The organism is Streptomyces sp. NPDC015661 (genome assembly GCF_043077765.1).
Taxonomy (GTDB): domain Bacteria; phylum Actinomycetota; class Actinomycetes; order Streptomycetales; family Streptomycetaceae; genus Streptomyces.
This window is the reverse complement of sequence record NZ_JBIBST010000002.1, coordinates 525,540-548,181: the sequence shown is the minus strand read 5'-3', so window position 1 is coordinate 548,181 and position 22,642 is coordinate 525,540. Positions and strand designations below refer to the sequence as shown.

18 protein-coding genes are annotated in these 22,642 nt (G+C 73.0%); 7 read left to right on the top strand and 11 right to left on the bottom strand.

Going from position 1 to position 22,642, the window contains the following annotated elements; genetic code table 11:
* Positions 1-129 precede the first annotated feature (129 nt).
* Genes ACF07V_RS07050 through ACF07V_RS07035 form a run of 4 tightly spaced genes read left to right on the top strand, consistent with a single transcriptional unit; the run spans position 130 to position 7,567 of the window.
* Positions 130-2,022: a glycoside hydrolase family 5 protein gene (locus tag ACF07V_RS07050; protein WP_392152375.1), complete on the top strand. Its 1,893-nt coding sequence runs from the start codon at positions 130-132 to the stop codon at positions 2,020-2,022.
* Between the two features lie 43 nt (positions 2,023-2,065).
* Complete coding sequence (locus ACF07V_RS07045) at positions 2,066-3,811, top strand: beta-galactosidase family protein (protein WP_392151899.1); 1,746 nt, start codon at positions 2,066-2,068, stop codon at positions 3,809-3,811.
* A 19-nt stretch (positions 3,812-3,830) separates the two neighbouring features.
* Positions 3,831-6,875, top strand: coding sequence for an alpha-mannosidase (locus ACF07V_RS07040; RefSeq protein ID WP_392151898.1), 3,045 nt, complete (start codon positions 3,831-3,833; stop codon positions 6,873-6,875).
* A 32-nt stretch (positions 6,876-6,907) separates the two neighbouring features.
* Positions 6,908-7,567 (top strand): HAD family hydrolase, encoded by a 660-nt coding sequence (locus tag ACF07V_RS07035; protein ID WP_392151896.1) that lies wholly within the window; start codon positions 6,908-6,910, stop codon positions 7,565-7,567.
* A 49-nt stretch (positions 7,568-7,616) separates the two neighbouring features.
* Here ACF07V_RS07035 and ACF07V_RS07030 read toward each other — a convergent pair whose 3' ends face one another.
* A complete protein-coding gene (locus tag ACF07V_RS07030; RefSeq protein WP_392151895.1) occupies positions 7,617-8,033 on the bottom strand; it encodes a hypothetical protein in 417 nt (138 codons plus the stop codon).
* Between the two features lie 40 nt (positions 8,034-8,073).
* Positions 8,074-8,730 (bottom strand): HdeD family acid-resistance protein, encoded by a 657-nt coding sequence (locus ACF07V_RS07025; RefSeq protein WP_392151894.1) that lies wholly within the window; start codon positions 8,728-8,730, stop codon positions 8,074-8,076.
* 180 nt (positions 8,731-8,910) lie between these two features.
* Here ACF07V_RS07025 and ACF07V_RS07020 point away from each other — a divergent pair, with 180 nt between their 5' ends.
* Positions 8,911-9,102: a CsbD family protein gene (locus tag ACF07V_RS07020; RefSeq protein WP_392151893.1), complete on the top strand. Its 192-nt coding sequence runs from the start codon at positions 8,911-8,913 to the stop codon at positions 9,100-9,102.
* A gap of 85 nt (positions 9,103-9,187) precedes the next feature.
* On the top strand, positions 9,188-9,859 hold the full coding sequence (locus tag ACF07V_RS07015) for a CPBP family intramembrane glutamic endopeptidase (protein WP_392151891.1): 672 nt from the start codon (positions 9,188-9,190) through the stop codon (positions 9,857-9,859).
* Between the two features lie 28 nt (positions 9,860-9,887).
* Here ACF07V_RS07015 and ACF07V_RS07010 read toward each other — a convergent pair whose 3' ends face one another.
* The 8 genes from ACF07V_RS07010 to ACF07V_RS06975 form a co-directional block, all read right to left on the bottom strand.
* Positions 9,888-11,612, bottom strand: coding sequence for an alpha/beta hydrolase (locus tag ACF07V_RS07010; RefSeq protein ID WP_392151890.1), 1,725 nt, complete (start codon positions 11,610-11,612; stop codon positions 9,888-9,890).
* 147 nt (positions 11,613-11,759) lie between these two features.
* Positions 11,760-13,262 carry a hypothetical protein gene (locus tag ACF07V_RS07005; RefSeq protein ID WP_392151888.1) on the bottom strand — a complete coding sequence of 501 codons (1,503 nt, stop codon included), beginning with the start codon at positions 13,260-13,262 and terminating at the stop codon, positions 11,760-11,762.
* A 50-nt stretch (positions 13,263-13,312) separates the two neighbouring features.
* The gene (locus ACF07V_RS07000) at positions 13,313-14,932 is read right to left on the bottom strand and encodes a serine/threonine-protein kinase (protein WP_392151886.1); all 1,620 of its coding nucleotides are present in this window, start codon (positions 14,930-14,932) and stop codon (positions 13,313-13,315) included.
* Entirely contained in the window at positions 14,929-16,695 is a 1,767-nt protein-coding gene (locus ACF07V_RS06995; RefSeq protein WP_392151885.1) for an FHA domain-containing protein, read from the bottom strand. The genes ACF07V_RS07000 and ACF07V_RS06995 overlap by 4 nt, the downstream gene beginning before the upstream one ends.
* Positions 16,696-16,734: 39 nt before the next feature.
* Complete coding sequence (locus ACF07V_RS06990; RefSeq protein WP_392151883.1) at positions 16,735-18,489, bottom strand: hypothetical protein; 1,755 nt, start codon at positions 18,487-18,489, stop codon at positions 16,735-16,737.
* 378 nt (positions 18,490-18,867) lie between these two features.
* Positions 18,868-19,959, bottom strand: a complete 1,092-nt coding sequence (locus tag ACF07V_RS06985) for a hypothetical protein (protein WP_392151881.1) — start codon at positions 19,957-19,959, stop codon at positions 18,868-18,870.
* A gap of 47 nt (positions 19,960-20,006) precedes the next feature.
* Complete coding sequence (locus tag ACF07V_RS06980; RefSeq protein ID WP_392151879.1) at positions 20,007-20,645, bottom strand: hypothetical protein; 639 nt, start codon at positions 20,643-20,645, stop codon at positions 20,007-20,009.
* Positions 20,642-20,869, bottom strand: coding sequence for a hypothetical protein (locus ACF07V_RS06975; protein WP_392151878.1), 228 nt, complete (start codon positions 20,867-20,869; stop codon positions 20,642-20,644). The genes ACF07V_RS06980 and ACF07V_RS06975 overlap by 4 nt, the downstream gene beginning before the upstream one ends.
* A 553-nt stretch (positions 20,870-21,422) precedes the next feature.
* On the opposite strand from ACF07V_RS06975, the gene ACF07V_RS06970 reads away from it, so the two are divergent.
* Entirely contained in the window at positions 21,423-21,842 is a 420-nt protein-coding gene (locus ACF07V_RS06970) for a molybdopterin-binding protein (RefSeq protein ID WP_392151876.1), read from the top strand.
* A 195-nt stretch (positions 21,843-22,037) separates the two neighbouring features.
* Here the strand turns inward: ACF07V_RS06970 and ACF07V_RS06965 are convergent, their stop codons facing one another.
* Positions 22,038-22,523, bottom strand: coding sequence for a molybdopterin-dependent oxidoreductase (locus tag ACF07V_RS06965; RefSeq protein WP_392151875.1), 486 nt, complete (start codon positions 22,521-22,523; stop codon positions 22,038-22,040).
* Between the last annotated feature and the right edge of the window lie 119 nt (positions 22,524-22,642).

Sequence of the window (22,642 nt, the reverse complement as noted above, 5' to 3'; positions counted from 1 at the left end):
ACCGCACCTCACGGCACCACCGCACCTCACGGCACCACGTACAAGGCAGGTACAACGTCCCCCCATCCGCAAGGAGTCCCCGTGACACCTCGCACCACCGTGCTCCGGCACGCCACAGCGGCCCTCGCCATGTCGTCCGCGCTCCTCCTCGGCACCCTCGCCCCCACCGCCGCCACCGCGGCGGAGCCAGCGGCCGTGCCTCCCCAGGTCCTCACCGGCGCCCAGCTCGCCGCCTCGTGGACCGCCCCCCTGTCCACCCGCGGCCGGTACGTCGTCGACGCGAACGGCGAGCGGTTCAAACTCAAGTCCGGCAACTGGGCCGGCGCCCAGGGCACCTGGGAGGGCAGCGGCGACGTCAACGACGTCACGAACCACCAGGCCGACCAGAATTCGCACAACATCCCGCTCGGCCTGGACCGCAAGCCGCTGGCCCAGATCCTGAGCGACTTCCACGCCCTGGGCCTGAACAGCATCCGCCTGCCGTTCGCCAACGCCCTGGTGCACGACACGACCCCGGTCCCCGACGCGGCCGTCACCGCCAACCCGCAGCTCCGGGGCAAGACCCCGCTGCAGGTCCTCGACTCCGTGATCGACGGCCTCACCGCCGACGGCTTCGCCGTCATCCTCAACAACCACACCACCAGCTACCGCTTCTGCTGCGGCCTGGACGGCAACGAGCGCTGGAACAGCGGCCAGTCGACCCAGCAGTGGATCGACGACTGGGTGTTCCTGGCGAAGCGCTACCAGAACAACAAGCGCGTCGTCGGCGCCGACCTGCGCAACGAGGTCCGCCGCGACACCTGGAACGACTCCAACTGGGGGTGGGGCGACGACCACGACCTGAACAAGGCCCTGGAAGAGGCCGGGAACAAGATCCTCCAGGCCGACCCCGACCTGCTGATCGTCATGGAGGGCATCAACTGGCAGGGCATCCCGACCGACCTCACCAGCCACGGCCGCCCGATGCTGACCCCGGTCGCGACCCTGTCCAACACACTGATCCGCTCGGACAAACTCGTCTACTCGGCCCACTTCTACGGCTACACCGGCCCCCACCACACCGGCGCCACCGGCACGGGTGAGACCCACGACCCGCGTTACCACGACCTCACCCCCGCGGAGCTCGTCCGGGCCGTCGACGACGAGGCCCTGTTCGTCACCCGGTCCGGCCAGCACTTCACCGCGCCCGTGTGGATCAGCGAGTTCGGTGTCGGCGGCCGGGGATCGACCGACGCCCTGGAACAGGACTGGTTCGCCCGCTTCACCGACATCATGGTGAACAACGACAGCGACTTCGCCATCTGGCCGCTCGTCGGCTGGACCGACGCGAGCGGCAAGCCGCAGGACAACTGGGCCATGGTCAACTACGCCGCGGACGGCACCCGGCTCGGCGTCATGGACTCCGGCGACTGGCGGACCACCGCCTGGAACAAGCTGGTCAACGCCCCCGGCAGGACCGGCCAGGTCGCGCAGACCCCGCGCTGGAACATGCTGAACCTGGACTACGCCGACTACAACGTCTCCGCCACCATGCTGGCGAAGCCGGACTGGTCACCGGGCAACCGCAAGGGCAACTGCCCCGACACCCAGCGCCTGGTCGGTCTCGGCCGCAGTGACAGCCGCGGCCTGTGCACCGACGCGGGGCAGCCGGCGAAGGGCAGCGGAGCCTGGACCGTCGTCACCGACGAGCGGTACGTGACGAACGGCGACTGGGCTTCCGGCTACAACAAGCTGGAGTGCCCCAGGAACACGTTCGCCGTCGGCTACAGCGTGAACGGCAACGCGATGTCCGCACTCCTCTGCGCCCCCGCCGCGGCCTCCCTGCCCACCTCGAACCGCGTGCTCTGGTTCGACCACGGCGACAACCGGCCCGCCACCGGAGGCTCGAACGCCAGTGACTGGGCCCCCGGCTACTACAAGGGCCAGTGCGCCGACAACGAGTACCTCGCCGGCGTCGCCCACACCTGGAAGTGGCTGCACTACGGCGTCCCGGACGCCGTGCTCTGCCGCCCCCTCGCCTGACCCTCACCTCCGCACCCGTACGCACACCTAGGAGCATCCCGGCATGCCTCGACTGGAGATCGCCGAGAACGGCTTCCGTCTCGACGACCACCCGTTCCGCATCATCTCGGGCGGACTGCACTACTTCCGCGTCCACCCGGAACAGTGGGCCGACAGGCTCCACAAGGCGAGGCTGCTGGGTCTCAACACGGTCGAGACCTACGTCCCCTGGAACCTCCACGCCCCCCGGCCCGGTGAGTTCCGGACGGACGGAGGTCTCGACCTGCCCCGCTTCCTCGACCTCGCCGCCGCGGAGGGCCTGCACGTCCTCCTGCGGCCCGGCCCGTACATCTGCGCCGAATGGGAGGGCGGCGGCCTGCCCTCGTGGCTGCTCGCCGAGGACGGCATCGAGCTGCGCAGCAGCGACCCGCGCTTCCTGGCCGCCGTCGACGGCTACCTCGCCGCGCTCCTCCCGCCGCTGAAGACCTACCTGTCCTCCGCCGGCGGGCCGGTGATCGCGGTGCAGCTGGAGAACGAGTACGGGGCCCACGGCGACGACGCCGGCTACCTCTCCGACCTCGCCGGCCTGCTCCGCACCCACGGCGTCGACGTCCCCCTCTTCACCTGCGACCAGCCCGGCGACCTCGCCCGCGGCGGCCTGGACGGCGTCCTGCGCACCGTGAACCTCGGGAGCCGGGTCGACGCGGGGCTCGCCGAGCTGCGCCGGCTCCAGCCCTCCGGGCCGCTGATGTGCTCGGAGTTCTGGATCGGCTGGTTCGACCGGTGGGGCGGTGTCCACACCACCCGCGACGCCGCGGACGCGGCGGCCGACCTCGACCGTCTGCTCGCCGCCGGAGCCTCCGTCAACATCTACATGTTCCACGGCGGTACGAACTTCGGATGCACCAACGGAGCCAACGACAAGGGCACCTACCGCCCCACCGGCACCTCCTACGACTACGACGCCCTCCTCGACGAAGCCGGCGACCCCACCCCCAAGTACGAGGCGTTCCGCGAGGTCATCGCCCGCCACGCGCCCGTCCCCGACGAACCGGTCCCGGCACCCGCTCCGAAGCTCACCCCGACCGTCGTCGAGCTGGACGCGTCCGGCGGCCTGTTCGACCAGACCCACCTGTTCGGACAGCCGGTCCTCGCCGGCCACCCGCTCACCATGGAACACCTGGGCCAGTCCTTCGGCTTCGTGCTGTACGAGGCGGAACTGCCGACCGCCGGGCCGGCCCTGCTGCGGGTGGGCGAGGTCCGCGACCGGGCCCAGGTCTTCGTCGACGGCCAGCCCGTCGGCGTCCTGGAACGGGAGAACCACGAGCACGCCCTCGGCTTCGTCTCGCCCAGGAGCGGCGCCCGCCTCACCGTCCTCGTGGAGAACCAGGGCCGGGTCAACTACGGACCCGGCATCCACGACCGCAAGGGCCTGCTCGGCCAGGTCACCGTCAACGGCGCGGAGCTCGCGCGGTGGAGCAGCAGCCCGCTGCCGCTGGACCGCCTCGACGGCCTCACCCTCACCCCGGCCGCACCCGTCGCGGGCCCGGCCCTCCACCGCGGCACCTTCGAGGTCGACCGGCCCGCCGACGGCTACCTCGCCCTGGACGGCTGGACCAAGGGACACGCCTGGGTCAACGGCTTCCCGCTCGGCCGCTACTGGTCCCGGGGCCCGCAGGCCACCCTGTACGTACCCGCGCCGGCCCTGCGCCCCGGCCGCAACGAGATCACCGTCCTCGAACTCCACGCCACCGCGTCCCGTACCGTCGAACTGCGGGACCGGCCCGACCTCGGCATCGTCGAGGACTGACACCCGCCCGGAGAATCCCATGCACAGCAAGCGACGCCTGATCGAGCAACGCCTCAAGAGGGTGCTCACGGAGCGCATCCGACCGACCGTGCACGCCCGGACCGTCCCCCTCCGGGCCGAGATCTGGAACGCCCCCGGCGAACCGGTGCCGGTCGCCGCCGGCCTGGCAGCGCCGTACCGGCCGGTCCAGGTCGGACACCGATGGGGACCGGCCTGGTCGACGAGCTGGTTCAAGATCACCGGCCGGGTTCCCGAGGAGTGGGCCGGACAGCGCGTCGAAGCCGTCCTCGACCTCGGTTTCGACGTCACCGGCGCCGGCTTCTCCACCGAGGGCCTGGTGTACCGGCCCGACGGGACCGTGCTCAAGGCACTCAACCCCCGCAACGCCTGGGTGCCGGTCGCCGACCCGGCCCAGGGCGGCGAGGAGTTCACGTACTACATCGAGGCCGCCGCCAACCCGGCCCTCTGCGACAGCCACATGCCGACCCCGCTCGGCGGCCCACCCCCGTGGACGACCGGCGGCGGCAACCCCGGCGACCCGCTCTACCGGCTGCTCCGCCTGGACCTCGCCGTCTTCGACACCCAGGTCTGGGAACTCGCCCAGGACCTCGACGTGCTCGGCGAACTCATGCTGGCGCTCCCGGAGGCCGACCCCCGCCGCTGGCAGCTCCTGGGGACCATCGACAAGGCCCTGGACGCCGTCGACCTCCAGGCGGTGTCCGCCAGTGCTCCCGCCGCCCGCGAGATCCTCCGGCCGGCCCTGTCGGCCCCGGCCGCGCCGAGCGCCCACCGCGTCTCCGCCGTCGGACACGCCCACATCGACACCGCGTGGCTGTGGCCGCTGCGCGAGACCGTCCGCAAGGTCGCCCGCACGCTCTCCAACGTCACCCACCTCATGGACGGCCATCCGGACTTCCGCTTCGCCATGTCCCAGGCCCAGCAGCTGGCCTGGCTGAAGGAGAAGCGCCCCGGGGTGTACGCCCGCGTCCAGGAGAAGGCGAAGAGCGGCCAGTTCCTGCCCGTCGGCAGTCTGTGGGTGGAACCCGACACCAACATCACCGGAGGCGAGGCGTTCGCCCGTCAGCTGATCCACGGCAAGCGCTTCTACCTCGACGAGTTCGGCGTCGAGACAGAGGAGATGTGGCTGCCCGACACCTTCGGCTACAACGCGGCCATGCCCCAGCTGATGAAGCTGGCGGGCGTGCGCTGGTTCCTCACCCAGAAGATCTCCTGGAACACCACCAACAAGTTCCCGCACCACACCTTCCGCTGGGAGGGCATCGACGGCAGCCGGATCTTCAGCCACTTCCCACCCGTCGACACCTACAACGCCGAGATCACCGGCGCCGAACTCGCCCACGCCGTGCGCAACTTCCAGGACAAGGGAGCGGCCAACAGCTCGCTCCTCCCCTTCGGATACGGGGACGGCGGCGGCGGTCCCACCCGCGAGATGATCGCCCGCGCCGCGCGCCTGGGAGACCTGGAGGGCTCGCCCCGGGTGGTCGTCGAGACGCCCGCCGCGTTCTTCACCCGCGCCGAGGCCGAGTACCCCGACGCCCCCGTCTGGGTCGGCGAGCTCTATCTGGAGTTCCACCGCGGCACGCTCACCAGCCAGCTGCGCACCAAACAGGGCAACCGGCGCAGCGAGCACCTGCTGCGCGAAGCCGAACTCTGGGCGGCGACGGCGGCCGTGCGCGGCGGCTTCCCGTATCCGTACGAACAACTCGACCGGCTCTGGAAGACCGTCCTCCTGCACCAGTTCCACGACATCCTGCCCGGCTCCTCCATCGCCTGGGTGCACCGCGAGGCCGAGCAGACCTACGCCGAGGTCCTCGGCGAGCTGGACGGGATCGTCTCCGCGGCGCAGCGCGCGCTGGCCGGCGAGGGAGAGCGGACCGTCGTCTTCAACTCCGCGCCGCACGCCCGCGGCGACGCCCCGGCCCTCGGCGCGTCCGTACGCACCACCTCGGTCGGCCGGCCGGTCGAGCCGGTGCGCTCCGGAGACGGCTTCGTCCTCGACAACGGTCTCGTGAGGATCGTGATCGACGCCCGCGGCCTGGTCACCTCGGCCTTGGACCTGACCGCCGGCCGCGAGGCCCTCGCCCCGGGCGCCGTGGCCAACCTCCTCCAACTGCACCAGGACTTCCCCAACGAGTACGACGCCTGGGACGTCGACGAGTTCTACCGCAACACCGTCCACGACCTCACCGACGCCGACGACCTGCGCGCCGAACCGGACGGCGTCCGGATCGTCAGGACCTTCGGCGACTCCCGGATCGAACAGCTCCTCTCGCTGCGCGAGAACTCCCGTCGGCTCGACATCGACACCATGATCGACTGGCACGAGAAGGAGAAGCTCCTCAAGGCCGCCTTCCCCCTGGACCTGCGCGCCGACCACTCCAGCGCCGAGATCCCGTTCGGACACGTCAAACGCCCCACCCACACCAACACCAGCTGGGACGCGGCCAAGTTCGAGATCTGCGCCCACCGCTATCTGCACGTCGGCGAGAACGACTGGGGCGCCGCCCTCGTCAACGACTCGACCTACGGCCACGACCTCACCCGGGACGTACGCCGGGACGGCGGCACGACCACGACCGTTCGCCTCTCCCTGCTCCGCGCCCCCCGCTTCCCCGACCCGGACGCCGACCAGGGAAGCCACCGCCTGCGGTACGGCCTCGTCCTGGGCGCCGACATCGCCGACGCGGTCCGCGAGGGCTACGCCTTCAACCTCCCGGAGCGCACGGTGGCAGGGGCCGCGGCGGCGGTGGTCCCGCTCGTCACCGCGGACGACGACGCCGTCGTGATCGAGGCCGTGAAACTCGCCGACGACCGCTCCGGCGACATCGTCGTCCGCCTCTACGAAGCCCACGGCGGTCGCGCGCGGACCGCTCTGGAGCTCTCCGCCCCGTGGGACACCGTCACCGAGACGGACCTCCTCGAACGCCCCCTGGCAGGCTCGGAGCCCATCCGGCCGGGGACACCGGACACCACAGCGCTGCCCCTCACGCTGCGCCCCTTCGAGATCCGCACCCTCCGGTTCACCCTCCGGGCGGGCTCGTGACACGCGTACGCCCGACACGACAGGGGAATTCCGTGCCCACAGAACTCCAGGCCGTCCTCTTCGACATGGACGGCACGCTCGTCGACACCGAGCGCCTCTGGCGGCGGGCGGTGGAGGAGGAATGCCTGGACCTCGGCCTCGCGCTCACGGACGCGGACCTCCCGTACGTCGTCGGCCGCGCGATCGAGGACACCGCGGCCCACCTCGTCTCCCGTGCTCCCGGCCGCACCGAGCCCTCCCGGCTCGCGGCGGCCCTGGAGCGCCGTTTCACCCGGCTCGTGCGCGCCGAGGTGGTCCCCCTCCCGGGGGCCGAACGCCTGCTGGCGGCCCTGGGCGCGGCCGGCGTGCCCACCGCCCTGGTCTCGGCCTCGCCCCGCTCCGTGGTGGACACCGTCCTCGCCGCGCTGGGGCGGCACCGGTTCGGCACGACCGTCGCCGCCGGCGAGACGCCGCGCACGAAACCCTTCCCCGACCCGTACCTGGCGGCGCTGACAGCCCTGGGTGCCGCTCCGGCCGCCTGCGTGGCGATCGAGGACAGCCTCGCGGGCGTGGCCTCCGCGGAGGCGGCGGAGTGCACGGTCCTGGCTGTCCCCTCCCTGATCCCCGTCCCCACGGCACCGGGGCGGACGGTGGTCGACAGCCTGCTGGACGTGGACCTCGTCCTGCTCCGGGGCCTCACCGCGGGGCGGTGAGGCCCCGGAGCCGTGGTCGGCTTCGGGGGGAGCCCCGGCCGGCGACGGTCTACTGCGGCTCGCGCCGCACCGCGCACAGCGCCCAGATGACGACCACGGACATGGCGATCACGATGATCGACCAGGCCGGGTAGTTCGGCAGGGACATGAAGTTCGCGACGATGAGGAGCGCGGCGATGGCCACGCCGGCCACGCGTGCCCACGTGGACGTCCGGTACAGCCCGAAGCTCACGAGGACGGCGATGACACCGATGACGAGGTGGATCCAGCCCCACGACGTCAGGTCGAACTTGTAGACGTAGTTGGGCGTCGCGACGAAGACCTCGTCCTCGGAGATCGCCATGATGCCCCGGAAGATTCCGACGAGGCCGGTGAGGCCGAGCATGACGGCGGCGAAGACGGTGAGCCCGCCCGCCCACGCTTGTTTCGTCGTGTCGACCGGGTGTGAGGAGTGCGTGGCGGCCATGGGGTGCCTCGATTCCTGTCGATTCCTCGGGCGTGGGGCGTCAGACGACCGGCCCCGACGTGTCGTGGCGCGGGGTGCCCGCCGTGTCGTTCCCTGTGACGCCGGCCCGGCGCAGGGTCGACCGCCAGGCCAGGGCGGCCGCCGTCTCGGCCAGGCCCATGAGGACGAGCCACAGGCCGAGGAGTCTGGTCAGGGCCCGCGCGGACTCGGTCGGCAGAGCCAGGACCACGATGCCCGCGACGATGCCCAGCGCGGCGATCGCCATGACGACGCCACGGTGCGGCATGTTCTTGGTGGCGATCGCGGTGTACAGGGTGAAGATGCCGGTCACGAGCCAGACGGCACCGACGATGAGCGACAGCGCGGCGATCGTCTGCAGGGGGTTCCGCAGGCACAGCACCCCGCCCAGGACGTACAGGACGGCGACGATCAGGCCGGCCACCCGTTCCCCGCCGGAGCCCTGGCCGAACACGGCGACGAAACGGAACGCACCGGCCGCCAGAAGGTACAGGCCGATGAGCACGGCCAGGACGTGCAGGGTCACGTCCGGCCAGACGAGCGCCAGGATGCCCGGCACGAGCGTCGCCATCGCCGCGCCCAGGAGCCAGACCCAGGAACCGCCGAGACGCGCCAGCTGGTCCGCCGGGTCCGCCGTGTCGGCAGCGGAGGCGGGTGTGGGTCCTTGCGACGTGGCCATGTGTCCTCCTCCCCGGTCGCCCGGTGGATCACGGGGATCATCCGGGCGGCTGGTGGCTCCCCCTCAGTGTGCGTCCTCCGTCCGGCCGTCGCCTCCCGTCGCCTCCCGTCACCGCAGGACAAGCGCTCTGCCGCGCCGGAACCTACCGTGGACCTGGGGAAGCGATCCCACGGAGGGATGATGGACAAGAACAGGGCCATGGACATGGCCAAGGCCCGATTCAAGGAGATCGCCGGAAAGATCACCGGCGACGAGCGTCTCGAGTCCGAGGGCAGAACGGACCAGGCGAAGGTCAAGATCCGGAAGAAGATGCAGAGCATCCGCCACCGTGCCGAAGGCTTCAAGGACTCGCTCAAGCACGACCGTTCGTGACGTAAGCGTGACGCGTCAGCGGGGGAGGAACGGGGGCGGGCGGCCGCGCAACCGATGGCGCGGGCCGATCGGCACCTGGCCGGCCGTGGCGCTCGTGGTCGCCGTACTCGTCACGGCCAATGTGCTCCTGCACCAGTGGACCGGCGCGCTCCGCCTGGCGACGGCCGTCGCGGTCGGCGTCCTGCTGCTCGCCGTCCTCCGCTGGGCGGGCGGCACTCTGGCCGACGCGGGCCTGGCGCGCGGGACCCTGGCCCGGGGGGCCGTGTGGGGGCTGGCCCTGACAGGGCTGGTCGGAGTCGTCTACGCCCTCGGGGCACTGCTCCCGGCCACCCGCCCGCTGTTCGAGGACCGGCGGTACGACGCGATGACCGGGGGCGACGTGCTGACGCGCGTTCTCCTGGTGGTGCCCGTCGGCACGGTCCTGGTGGAGGAGATCGCGTTCCGCGGAGTGCTGTACGGATTGGTGTGCCGGGCCCGTGGGGCGGTCTGGGCGACCGCCGTGTCGAGTGTGCTGTTCGGCCTGTGGCACGTCCTGCCGTCCCTGCACCTGGCGAGCGCGAAGCCCGTGCTCACCTCTGTCCTCGGAGGTTCCGTGCTCGGCTCCGTCCTCGCGGTCGTGGGCGCCGTCCTGTTCACCGCGCTGTCGGGCGTCCTGCTCTGTGAGCTGCGACGCCGCAGCGGCAGTCTGCTGGCCCCGATGGGGCTGCACTGGGCGGTCAACGCGCTCGGTTACGTCGTCGGCTTCCAGCTGCGCTGACCGCGCGGCCGCGCCGCGCGCACGGCGGTCAGTGATCCGGCTGGATGACGTCCCGCAGCCGGTCCACGTCCTGCGGTGTGAAGTCCGTCGGCCGCATGACGGCGTTCCACCCGTCGACGTAGGCGGCCTTGTACGTGTGACCGTGGCCGTCCGGGACGCCGGTGGCGAACGGCAGGTCGGCGGTGACCTGCCAGAAGGTGACGAAGGGGATCCAGACCATCCCTTCGAGCACGTCGCTGCCGGGCGCCTCGCCGATCCAGTCGGGCTCGGAGAGAGCCAGCGCGGGGCTCCACCAGACGATCGGATCGGACGGGTGCATGAGGTACAGCACCCGCGTACCGTTCCACGGCTGGTCCGCCGGAGGGCTCGCGGTCGTCGGGTCGTCGGTGAACCGCACGGTCCGCCCCTGCTTGTAGACGGGCTCGATCTCCGGACTCCCCGCGTCGCGGTGGTCGCTGAACTCGCGGAACAGGGTGTTGAAGTTCGGTGGGCCGGCGAAGAGCGTGCCGGCGGTGCGGTTGCGCAGGTCGTACTCGCCGCTGAAGGCCGTCTCGCCGCCGAACGACCCGAGGCTCTCGCCCGCCACGAACAGCCGCGGACGCTGGTCCTGCGGCAGCTTGGACCAGACGTCGTAGACCGCGTCGAAGAGCTCACGGCCGGCCTCGCGCGCCTTGGACTGGTCCACGAGATAGGAGAGCCACGACGGCAGGTACGAGTACTGCATCGCCACGGTGGCCGAGTCGCCGTCGCCGAGGTACTCGAACGAGTCCACGGCGGCCGGGTCGACCCAGCCGCTTCCGGTGGTGGTCATGACGAGCAGGTTCGCGCGTTCGAAGCCTCCGGCCCGTTCGAGGTCCGCGACGGCCCGCTCGGCGCGGGCCTCCGCGTCGTCGGCGGTCTGGAGCCCGGCGTAGGCCCGCACCGGTTCCTGCGCCGGGCGGTGGGTGAACGCGCCGATGTCCCGGGCCGACGGACCGCTGCCGGTGAAGGCCCGGCCCTGGTAGCCGAGCGTGTTCCACGGCACCAGCGAGCCGGGTCCGCCCGACCGCAGGGTGGTCGTGGGCTGGTGCACGCCCTCGGGAGTCTCGTTGTCCCGCAGCGAGAACGCCTCGTTGGTCGCGTTCACGAAGCCGCCGATCAGCACCCCGCTGACCACGGACCACGCGAGGGCCGCCACCACGACCCAGCCGACCACCCGCGCCGCGCGCGGGCCGATCCAGCGGCGGAGGAGGCGGGCGAACCATCGGTACAGGCGCCGCAGTCCCCGGCCCGCGAGCAGCAGCAGCAGGAAGACGAGCGCGGCCACGAACGGGGAGGCGACGGTGGCGAGGACGTTGTAGTCGGTGACCCCCATGAGCCCACGGATCTCGTGCTGCCAGTACTGACCGAACCCGAACGCCAGGCCGAACAGGACGATCGCGCACCCGATCAGGACCTGCCACGACCTGTGCGACGCGCTCCGCGCCTCCCGGTCGGCGAACGCGCGCCACACATACGCCGCGACCACACCGAGCCCGTACCCGATGGCCGCGCTGATGCCGCAGATCAGTCCCTGGAGGATGCCGCCGCGGGGCAGCAGCGACGGGGTGAAGGACAGGCAGGCGAGGACAAGCGCACCCCAGCAGCCCGGCACCGTCAGATGGAGCGACCGGCGGCGCTTCCCGGTCCCGGCGGCCGGCTCGGCGTCCACCGTCCCCGTGACCTCGCGGTCCTGGGGGACGTCCGGCCGGGGCTCGTGCTGGTCAGGAATCATGACTGTCCTCCGGCTTTCGGAGGAAATCATCCCAACACCCTGCAGGGCACGCCATTCGGACCCGGCGCTCCACGAGAGCGGGGCCGGCGGCCGCGATGGCCGGCCCGTGGCCCCCGAGGCGGCGGGGGCCACGGGCTCAGGCGGCCGTCACCCGGCGCACGCGTACGTGAAGGCGGCCTCGGCCTCCAGCGGGGTCCCGTCCGCGCGCAGCACCTGGAGATGGGCGGTGCCGTGGAACCGGCCCGGGCCGCGGACGGTCCAGCGAAGGTGCACCGGCACCTCGTGCTCGCCACCCCGGGCCGTACGGGTCAGCACCTCGGACCGCTGCCCGTCACTGCGCAGCCAGCGGTACCTGAACGGTCCGGCTTGGCCGTCCGTCGTCACCACACCGGTCACCTCGGCGGTCCCGCCGCACGCCAACTGGTGCGGGGCCGTGACCCGGACCGCCGTCACCTCCGGGCCCGTCGACGGCCGCAGCAGCAGCCACAGGACCACCCCCACCGCCACCAGCGCGGCACAGGCACCGAGCAGTCCGGCCCGGCGCCGCCGGCGCACGGGGGCGGGTACGGGCGCGGGCACGGCCCACAGAGCGCGCAGGGCCTCCTCCTCGGAGCGCGGGACGCCCGGGCCGAAACGCAGCACGATCTCGTCGTCGTCCTCGCCACCGGGCAGAGGCGTGAGGGGTGTGGCGGCGGCGCTCCCATGGCGCTTGCCGAGGACGGTGTCCCGCTGGTCGGGGGCGCCGCCGGCGGGGGCGTCCGCGGCCGTGTCCTCCGTCGCCCCCGCGTCCTGCACCGTCTCCTCGCCCGGCCTCGCATCCGCCTCCGCGTCCTCCACCGACGCCGGCGGCTCGGCGAGTTCCGCCAGGGCGGCGGCCGCCGCCGTCCGCAGGGCCGTCCTCCGCAGGAAGTCCCGGGGCAGCGCCGTACGCCCCGAGGTGAGTGTCGTACGGGCGGCGGCGAGGCCGTCGGACTCGGCCGTGGCGGAACAGCGGGCGAGCAGCTCGGCCGCCGGTGTGCCGGGCGCGGCCCAGGCCGTGCCGAGGGTACGGGCGAGCCCCGCCCACGCCTCGATGTCGGCGCCCTGCGGGGAGGCCACGGAGGCCTCGTCGCCGGGCAGCGCGGCGGCCAGCGACGCCACGGAGGCCTCGTCCCCGGCCAGAGCACCGGCCAGCGACGCCTCGGTGAGCTGAGCGGTGCCGTCCGGGGCGAGGACCACGTGGTCGGGGGTGAGCGAACCGTGGGCGAGGCCCGCCGCGTGGAGGGCGAGCAGCGTCTGCGCGGTCTCGTTGAGCACGCTCGCCGCGCTGCCCTCGTCGAGCCCGGGCGCCCCCGCGGCGAGCAGGTCGGCGACCGTACGGGCCGGCGGGCGCGCGACGATCAGCCACACGTCCCCGGCCTCCCGCACCAGGTCGACGGTGGCCGGCACGCCCGGCAGCCGTAGCTTCGCCACGGAACGGACCGCGGCCGTGAGCCGCTCCTGCGCACCGCTCGGCGTGAGCAGGGCGCGATGGATCCGCAGGGCGCCGAGGGGCGGTTCGTCCGCGTCGGCGGGCCCCAGCGCGTACCAGACGCCGAACCGGCCGTCCCGCGACCAGTCCGACAGGGCACGCCCGGCGACCGTGGCCGGTGCCGGGGGCGTCGGCGACATCGGTGGAGTCAAGGGGGGCCTCATCCTGCCTCGTTCTCCTCGGTGGTGGCTCAGCACGGCGGTGCGTCGGCGGAGGCCGTCCGCGTTCCGCCCGGGGACGCCGGGCTGCTGCTGACGGCGATGGTCCAGGTGCCCCGGCACGGGTGGTTCGCGAAGTCGCCCTCGAAGGTCACGGAGTACTGCGTGCTCCCCGACAGCCGGCGGGACTGCGAACCGTACGACTCGGCGGGCGAGTCGACGTAGAAGTCCGCCGTGAGCGTCAGCGGACCGGTGCCGGTGGTGTCGACGGTCACGTCGGCGATCAGCGTGCTGCCCGGCCCCCGGCGCAGGGAGCCGATGACGAGGGTGATCGTGCCCGGCGTCGGCGCCGCCGGGGTCGTGGTGGGCGGGGCCGACGTGGGCGGAGCCGGGTCGGTGGAGGCGGTGGGACCCGGTCCGGGTGCGGTCGTGGTCGGCGGGCCGTCCGTGGCCGGTGCCGTCGTCGTGTCGCTCGGTGCCGGTTCGGTCGAGGCGCTGTCGGACGGCGACGCGCTGGGCGTCGGGGCGTCCGAAGGAGCGAGGGACGAGGAGGACGGAGCCGGGGCACCGGAGGCGGGAGACCCCGAGGGGACGGAGTGCGCCGCGGTCGTCGTCGTGTCCTCCGGCGTTCCGGCCTTCGCCACCGTCGCCGCACCCGCCGCGACCACGGCCAGGACGGCCGCACCGACCAGCGTCTTCCCGAGCACACCCCTGAGGCGGCCCAGGACCGTCAGCGCCGGCGTCGCCTCGTACACCGCCCCCGTCGTCGCGAACGGGAACAGCAGGGCGAGCAGGGCGGCGAGCCGTCCGAGCCCGCGGCGTCCGCGCTCCTCCCAGTCCGCTCCGTAGCCGTCGGTGGCGGCGCGTTCGAGTCCGGCGAGCAACGCGTCGACGGCGGGCCGGTCGGCCGGGTCCTTCGCCAGACCCGTACGCACCAGATCGCGCACCGGCTCGGGCACGCCGGCCACCTCGACGGGTGCCCGGAGGTGCTGGAGCCGCAGGGCGATCAGGTCGTCGGCGACGAACGGCTGCCGGCCGGTGAGGCACTCGTAGAAAACGGCCGTCGCCGCGTACACGTCGCCCGCCGGGCTCGCCGGCTCGCCGTCCCACTGCTCGGGCGCCATGTATGCGGGAGTGCCCGCGGCCTCCGCCTCGCGGCCCGCGCGCACGGCGATCCCGAAGTCGGCGAGGGCGCTCGAACCGTCGGCGCGCACCAGCACGTTCTCCGGCTTGTAGTCGCGGTGCACCACCCCGGCCGCGTGCGCCGCGCCGAGCCCGAGCAGCGAGCCCTTGAGCAGCACCAGTGCCGCCTCGGGGCCCGTCGACCCGTGCTCGCGCAGCAGCGCGCGCAGAGCCACCCCGTCGACCGCCTCCATGACGATCGCCGCACCCCGCCGGGCCTCCACGTACTCGTACAGCCGCACCACGCACGGGTGCCGCAGCTCGCCGAGCAGCCGCGCCTCGGCGCGGAACCGGGCCAGGAAGTCCCGGTCGCCGTGCAGCCGTTCGCTCAGGTACTTGACGGCCACGGGCACGCCCGTCGCCTCGTGCCTGGCCAGGACGACCTGCCCGCCGGCGCCGCGGCCGAGCGTCCGCACCGCCTCGTAACCGGGAACCGCCCAACGGGCATCCGCCGTGGGTGTGTCGCTCATGCCGTCCCCTCCAGGGGCGCGCCGTCCACGGCCGCCCCGTCCGCCGGGCGCGCCCGGCCGTCATCCGCCGCCGTGCGGCGCCGCTTCACCACCCGTACCAGCCACCGCACCGGCGCGGCCCACACCGGGAACGCCACCAGGGCCACGACCACCGCCACGATCACCGTGTCCCACGGTGCGGGCACCCGCCCGTCCAGCCACTCACCGAGCCGGGACCGCCAGGCCAGCAGGGCGAGGACCAGGAAGCCGTACGTCCCGAGGACCACCGCGAGGCCGTACGCGGCCATGCCGGTCTGCCGAGGCCCCGGCCGGCGGCCCGCGCGCAGGTCCCGCCACAGCCCCTTGCGGAAGTACGCGCTCGCCTCCTCGCGGAGTCGCGGCACGCGCAGGGCGTCGGTGAGCGCCTGGTAACCGTCCAGCGGCATCAGCGGATTGAAGTTGTACAGGGTGTTCAGATACAGACCGAAGGCCAGGTGGAACAGCACGGCCGAGACCGGCCCCACCGGCAGGAAGGCCGCGCCCACGGCGCACCAGCCCGCCAGGGCGGCCGTCGACACCGGCCCGGACAGCGCCACCACGACCCGCGACCAGCGGGTGCCGAACCACATGTCGCTCGTGTCCACGAACGCGAACGGCATCCCCATCATCAGCATGAAGCCGCCCCGTCTGACCTTGCGGCCGTACGACTTCACCGCGAGGGCGTGCGCGAGTTCGTGCACCACCAGCGCCGAGACGTAGCCGACGGCCAGCGCCACCGGTCCCCAGACACCGGACCCGCCGAAGTCGAGGAGGTGCTGCCGGCCCTGTGCCACCGCGAAGAACACCACGAGACCACCGAGCAGCGACAGCCAGGTCAGCGCCACTCCGGTACGGGTGAAGAACCGCCAGCCGCCGCCCGCGTACAGCCGGGTCACGACTCCGTCGAGTCCCGGTACCGACACCTCCAGTTTCAGCAGCGCCCGGTACACCGCCCGCCACACCCGGCGCGGCCTGGAGAGCGCCTTCTCCTCGCTCTGCCCCGGCAGACCGCTCAGGAGCCCGGCGCCCGCGAACGCCGCGAGCGCGGCCTCGATCCGCGGCAGCGCCAGCTCGCCGAAGCGGTCCGCGTACGCGAAGAGCAGGTCCCGCACGGTGGCGTCGCCGTCGAGGGCGTTCCACAGGAACACCTCGCGCTCGTCGAGCCGGAGATACGCGCCCGTCCGCGTGTTGTTCAGCACCCAGTGCGGCTCCGCGCGGCCGCTCGTCGGCACCTGCTTGAGCGCCCACCCGCCGCGGCGGCGCGGCCGCGCGGTGAGCGGGCCGTGCGCCTCCGGCGCGTCCGGCTCGGAGACGACACCGGCGGCCAGCTCGGTGAGCTGGGTGCCGACCATGACGGTCCGCGAGCCGATCCGCACGTCACGCGGCTGCTCGAACACCAACCGGACGTCGCCGACGGACAGTTCGGCGCCGTCGTCCAGGCGCGCCGAACCGCCGTGCAGGGTCGCCCCGGCGACCGCCGTGCCGTTGAACGAATCCAGGTCCTCGACCCGGAAGCCCGACGCGTCACGGACGATCCGGGCATGGCGGCGCGACACGCTGCCGTCCGCCAGGACGACGTCGTTCTCCGCGCCGCGGCCCAACGTGGTGGTCTCGCCGGTCAGCGGTACGAGGAGGTCGGGGTCGTCGAGGCCGCGCAACCGGGGCGCGGCGAACGACGTCGGTGCCGCGCCGCGGCGCAGGGTGCCGCAGCGCAGGCAGTACGGGAAGTCGCGCCGCACGTGCACGCGACAGGCATGGCAGAGCATGGTGAGAGACCCGACGCCTCAGGAACCGGTGACGAAGGAACCGCCGGCCGGGCCACCGAGCGCGTCGTGACCGGGCCCGGTGGCGCGCAGGTGACTGTCGCCGAGCCGGTCGAGGCCGGGACGGACGAGCCCGTCGCCCGCGTGGTCGGAGTCGGGAGCGGGAGTCTCGGAACGCCCGCCACCACCGCTGGGCCGGCGCCCGTTCTCACTGCTGCCGCCGTCACCGCCGCCGTCGCCACCGCCGCCTTCACCGCCGCCGGTGCCGCCACTGCCGGGCCGGCGCCCGTTCTCGCTGCTGCTGCCTTCACCGCCTCCGCCGTCGCCCCCTCCGTCGCCGCCGCCCGGGCCTCCGCCGCCGGGCCGACGCCCGTTCTCGCTGCTACTCCCCTCGCCGCCGCCGCCGCCTTCGCCGCCTCCGTCGCCGCCGCCGGAGCCTCCGCCGCCGGGCCGGCGCCCGTTCTCGCTGCTGCTGCCATCACCGCCGCCGCCTCCACCGTCGCCTCCGCCTTCTCCGCCGCCGCCTCCGCCTTCACCTCCGCCGGAGCCGCCACCGGGCCGGCGGCCGTTCTCGCTGCTGCTGCCTTCACCGCCCCCGCCGCCGTCGCCCCCGCCGCCTTCCCCGCCGCCGGAGCCACCGCCGGGCCGGCGGCCGTTCTCGCTGCTGCTGCCTTCACCGCCCCCGCCGCCGGAGTCGCCTCCACCGCCCCCAGAGCCGCCGTCGTCGCCCTCCGCGTAGATGCCACCGTGCCCGAAGCCCTCGGCACCGCCCCCGCCGAACCCACCGTCGTGGCCGCCGACTCCGTCACCGAAACCACCGCCGAACCCGCCGCCGTGGCCGCCCCCGAAGCCGTCCCCGGCCCCGCCGCCGAACCCGTCGCCGAGTCCACCGCCGAGCCCGCCCTCGAACCCGTCCCCGGCCCCGCCGCCGAAGCCGTCGCCGAGTCCACCGCCGTGGCCGCCCCCGAAGCCGTCCCCGGCCCCGCCGCCGAAGCCGTCGCCGAGTCCACCGCCGTGGCCGTCCCCGAAGCCGTCCCCGGCCCCGCCGCCGAAGCCGTCGCCGAGTCCACCGCCGAGCCCGCCCTCGAAGCCGTCCCCGGCCCCGCCGCCGAAGCCGTCGCCGAGTCCACCGCCGAGCCCGCCCCCGAAGCCGTCGCCGAACTCACCGCCGAGCCCGTCACCGAACCCGCCGTCGTGGCCGCCGATTCCGGCCTCGCCGAAGCCCGAGTCGCCGTCACCGAAGGAGCCGAAGTCCCCGAAGCCCCCGGCGTCCCCCAAGCCACCGGCGTCCCCGAAACCGCCGAAGTCGCCGGCGTCGCCCAGACCGCCCATGTCTCCCAGCTCGCCGGTGTCGCCCAGCCCTCCGAGGTCGCCGAGGAGGGAGCCGTCGTCGCCGACGGGCGTGTCGGTGTGGGCGTCGCCGATCAGGCCGGCGAGGTCGGACGCCGTCCCGTCGAGCTGTCCGGCCAGGTCGCGGGAGTCGCCCAGGGCGTCCGCCGCGTCGTGCGGGCCCGCCTCGACGGGCACGTCGTGGGCCGCGAGGGCGTGGGCCGCGTTGCCGAAGAACAGGGACGACTTGGACAGCCGGGCGTCGAGGGTGGAGGGCCCGTCGGTCGCGCTCGACTCCACACGGAGCCGCCGCAGCTCGGTGACCTGCTCGGGCGTCAGACCGAGTCTTCGTGCGACCTCGTCGGGGTCGCCGTCGAGTTGCTCCGCGAACGCGGGATCGATCGCGAGACGGGTCATGGCATCGCGAAAGGCGTCGTTGTCGGTCATGGCCTCACGTTCTCCGTCGGTACGCGTGCGCGCACGGTGCTCCCGGCGGGAAGTGGAGGGTCCCCCTGGTCGGTGGCATGGATGCCATTCCGGCCATCCCAACCGATGCCTACAGGGAACCTTATAGAGGCTTTCGACCCCCTGGCGCAAGGGCTCAGGAGGCCCCAGGAAGGGACGAACCGCCTACCGGGCACGGGCCCGTCGATCGAGTTTCGGACAGTGCCGTTCACCCCTTCCGGCCCTGAACCCCGGACCCGTCCCGGGGCGGTGTCCGGGCGAGGAAGGCCCCGCACACGCGCCGCGGCGCGTACGGGGCCTTTGTGCCGCATCGGAACGGCCCGCACGCAACTCTGGACCGCCGAGTCGGCGCTCGGGGAGCTAGTGCTTGTGGCCGTGTCGTACGTCCAGGCAGAGCGCCCAGACGTCCGAGTAGCTGCCCTGGGAGGGCGAACCGCCGCTGTGGGTGGCTGCCGTCCAGTACGACGGGTTGGTGGCCCCGTCGCCGACCGGGGTGCCTGCGGCGTCGCTCGGGAAGCTGCCGTTGAGGTGGGGGCCGCCCGAGGTCGCCTTGCCGAAATCGGTCGTGGTCACGTTGCCACCGCTGATCGCGGCGCCGCCGCTGACCAGTTGCCCATCCTCGCGGGAGCAGCCGGCCGTCGCCGTCTGCCCCGTGGAGGCCGTGTTCGGGCCGTCGACCTCGGTGAAGCGGACCGTCGTGGAGACGTGTTCGAGGCCGATGTCGTCCGTGCTGCAGATCGCGTAGGCGTAGGTCATGTTGTCCGCGCCGCGCCCGCCGCCGATCCCGCCGACCGCCGTCCAGGAGTCGGGGTCGCGCTCGCCGTCACCCGCCGCGATGGAACCGTAGTGGTGCTCGGCGTCGTCGAAGGTGGGGAAGCCGGCGATCGGCTTGAGGCTGCCGACACCGGCCGGGGTGGTGCGGGCGCCGCCGCCGATCAGGACGGTGCCGGCCGGGCAGGTCGCGGTGACGAGCTTGGACGAAAGCCCGACGGACGGCCCCTGGGCCTTGTTCATGACCACCTGGGTGTGCCTGATGAGGTTGCTGTTCAGGCAGATCGCGTACGGGGTGGTGGAGAAGGCGTCGCTGCTCCGGCTCCCGCTTCCGCCGAACGTCATCCAGTGCGTGGCGTCGGTGCCGACGATCCCGGGCGCGTCGGTGTACGCGGTGGCTCCGTCGGCGCTGGGCACCATGCCCATCACGTGGTTGCCGTTGGACATCTCGTCGTTGCCGATGGTCTGGTCGGCCCCGCCGCCGGAGACGAGGCCGTCGGGGCAGTCGGCGTGCGAGGACACACCGGTGAAGGGCGTCGCGGGGCCCATGGTGGCCCCGGGGGTGACGACGGTGACGTCAGCGGTTTTGGCGTACGCGGCTCCCGGCACCGCGACGGTCAGCAGGGCGGCAAGGATCAGGGCCTTGCCCGCGGCGGAGTCCCGCCGGATGGTCGTGCTCATTGGACTCTCTCTCGTGTGTTCATGCGGACGACGGGAACGGCTGGCCCTCAGACGCCGTCGTCGGCGCACAGCGCCCAGGCGTCCGTGTAGGTGCCGGGGGAGGACTGGCCTCCGGTGTGGGCGGAGGCCGTCCAGTACGCCGCCGTGGTGGTCCCGTCGCCGACCGCGGCGCCGCCGGAGGTGCTGGGGAAGCCGCCGTTGAGGTGGTCGCCGCCCGAGCCCGGACCGGTGAAGTTCGTGGAGGTCACGCCGCCCCCGCTGATCGCGGCACCGCCGCTGACCAGCTTCCCGTCGCCCTGGCCGCAGCCCACGGTCGCCGTCTGGCCGGTGCTCCCGGTGGTCGGGCCGCTCACCTCCGTGTGGCGGACCTTCACCGTGGCGCCACCGGCATTGATGCCGCTTCCGGCGCAGATCGCGTACGCGTAGGTGTGGTTGGCGCTGTTGGCGCCGGAGTCCCAGCCGACCGCCGTCCAGGAGTCGGGGTTGGTCTCCCCGTCGGCCGCGGCCTTGGCGCCGTAGGAGTGTGCGGAGTTGTTGAAGGTGGGGAAGCTCGCGATCGTCTTGAAGCTGCCCGTGTTGCCCGGGGTGGTGCGGGCCCCGCCACCGAGCAGGCGGGTGTTGGCCGGGCAGGTCGCCGTGACGAGGCCCGCGGTCGCCCCGGCGGTCGGGGTGTTGGCCTTGTTCATGACGAGGCCTGGTTGATCCCGCCACCGGAGACGAGACCGCCGACGCAGTCCGCGTGGGTCGATATCTCGGAGTTGGCGGAGGCGGGACCACCGGTGGCCCCGGGGGTCTTCACCGTCACGCTCACGGAGTTGGCGTAGGCGGTTCCCGGCACTGCCAGGGCGAGCGCAGCGCCGAGGACCGGCACCTTGCTCACAGCAGGGCGCAGCGACAGGTTCGTTGTCATCGGATTCCATCTCTCTGATGGTCGGCATGGACGGCGACTGGGGACCGAAGAGGCGGTTCGAGTTCAGCCGGACTGCCGGGGAGGACGGGAGCGGGCATGCGGAAGAGCCCCTGCGTGCCGAACACCGCGCGCGACACGCAGGGCCTTCCTGGCCGGCGGTCGCGTCGCGGTGAGAGCCACTCCTCCGCCACGGCGCCGGTGAGGGTCAGTCAAGCAGTCGACGAACCGCGGGGGCGATTGGATCGGGACACAGAAATATCCGGTCGGTGGCTCCTTGGGTACGGTGGATCATCCAAGAGGTGAACAGGGTCCTATGACACCCACCTGCAAGGTGGGCAGTGTCATTCGTCTGGCTTGTGCGGTTCGGGATTGCCTGGGTGTGAGATGGGGACCCCTGAGGGAGGGTCTTGTCGAATGCGCGAGGAGAATGCGCCCATTCGGCTGGTGGATGCGACGCCTGGCGCCAAACGGATGTTCTCTTCCAGTAGCGTCGGTGCCCTGCAGGTCGCAGAAGTGACGACTGCTCGTTTCCCGCTTTGTGAGGCGTGCTTCCATGACTCTGTCCATTCGTAACCAGCTGCCCGGAACCGTCGCCGCCGTCACGCTGGGCGAGGCCATGGCGTCCGTGAAGGTGCGCCTGGCCGGCGGCCAGGACATCACGGCGGCCATCACCGCTGACGCCGTCAGGGATCTGGGTCTGGCCGAGGGCTCCGCGGTGAAAGCCCTCGTGAAGTCCACCGAGGTCGCCCTCGCGACCGGCCCGGTCGAGGGCATCTCCATCCGCAACCAGCTCGCCGGCTCCGTCACCGAGGTCTCCACCGGTGGCGCCATGGGTTCGGTGAAGGTCTCCGTCGAGGGCGGGGAACTGACCGCCGCGATCACCAAGGACGCCGTCGAGGACCTGGGCCTGAGCGCCGGCACCGCCGTCGTCGCCCTGATCAAGTCGACCGAGATCTCCCTCTCCGCGGCCTGACCGAGAAGCCCTGTCGCACGCGAGGCCTGTCACACGCGGGGCCTGTCGCACGCGGGGCCTGTCGTACGCGGGGCCTGGCTTGCGCGAGGGTCGCGCTCCCGGGCGGGGCGCGGCCCCGCGCCCGCGGGCTCATCGGCCTGGCGACCGGACTCCGCCCAGTGGAAGGTGACCGCGGCGCGCGGAGTGCCGGTGAGCTCAGAGCCGGTGGACGCCGATCCAGATCCCGGTGACGGCGCTGACATAGCGGGCACCGCAGCGGTCGGACGGGACGACGAGCTGGGTGCCGGCCGTGTCGAGTTCCGAGTGGTCCATGCGGGTGGCGAGCAGTACGGGGGCGTTGCCGAAGTCCGCGTCGATCTCCGCCCACGACAGGACCGCGTGGTGTCCGTCCCCGCCGCTCACGGACAGCAGGAAGCGGGAGCGTTCCTTGCGGCGGGCGGGATCGAAACCGGGCCGCGCCACGGCCATGACCTCGCGCAACAGCGGTCCGACGAAGGTGTGGTGCTGCGGTCCCTCCGTGGCGCAGTCGAAGACCACCTCGGCCCGGTGCTGCCGCCACCCTTCGCGCAGGTCGGCGACGGTGAGCGTGGCCGGTTCGGCCACATCCCCCCAGAGTGCGAAGGATCCGGGTGCGGGCGTGGTCGCGGCCATCGGGTGCGGTGCGGTGCTCGGTCGGCTCATCGTGCGTCCCTTCGGGCGGTCGGTGCGGCGGCTGCGCGCAGTGATACCCGACCGTCCGAGCGGGAAATCGTGTTTGCTACTCGAATTCGGCCTGGAAGCCAGCATTTGTGAGCTTGCTA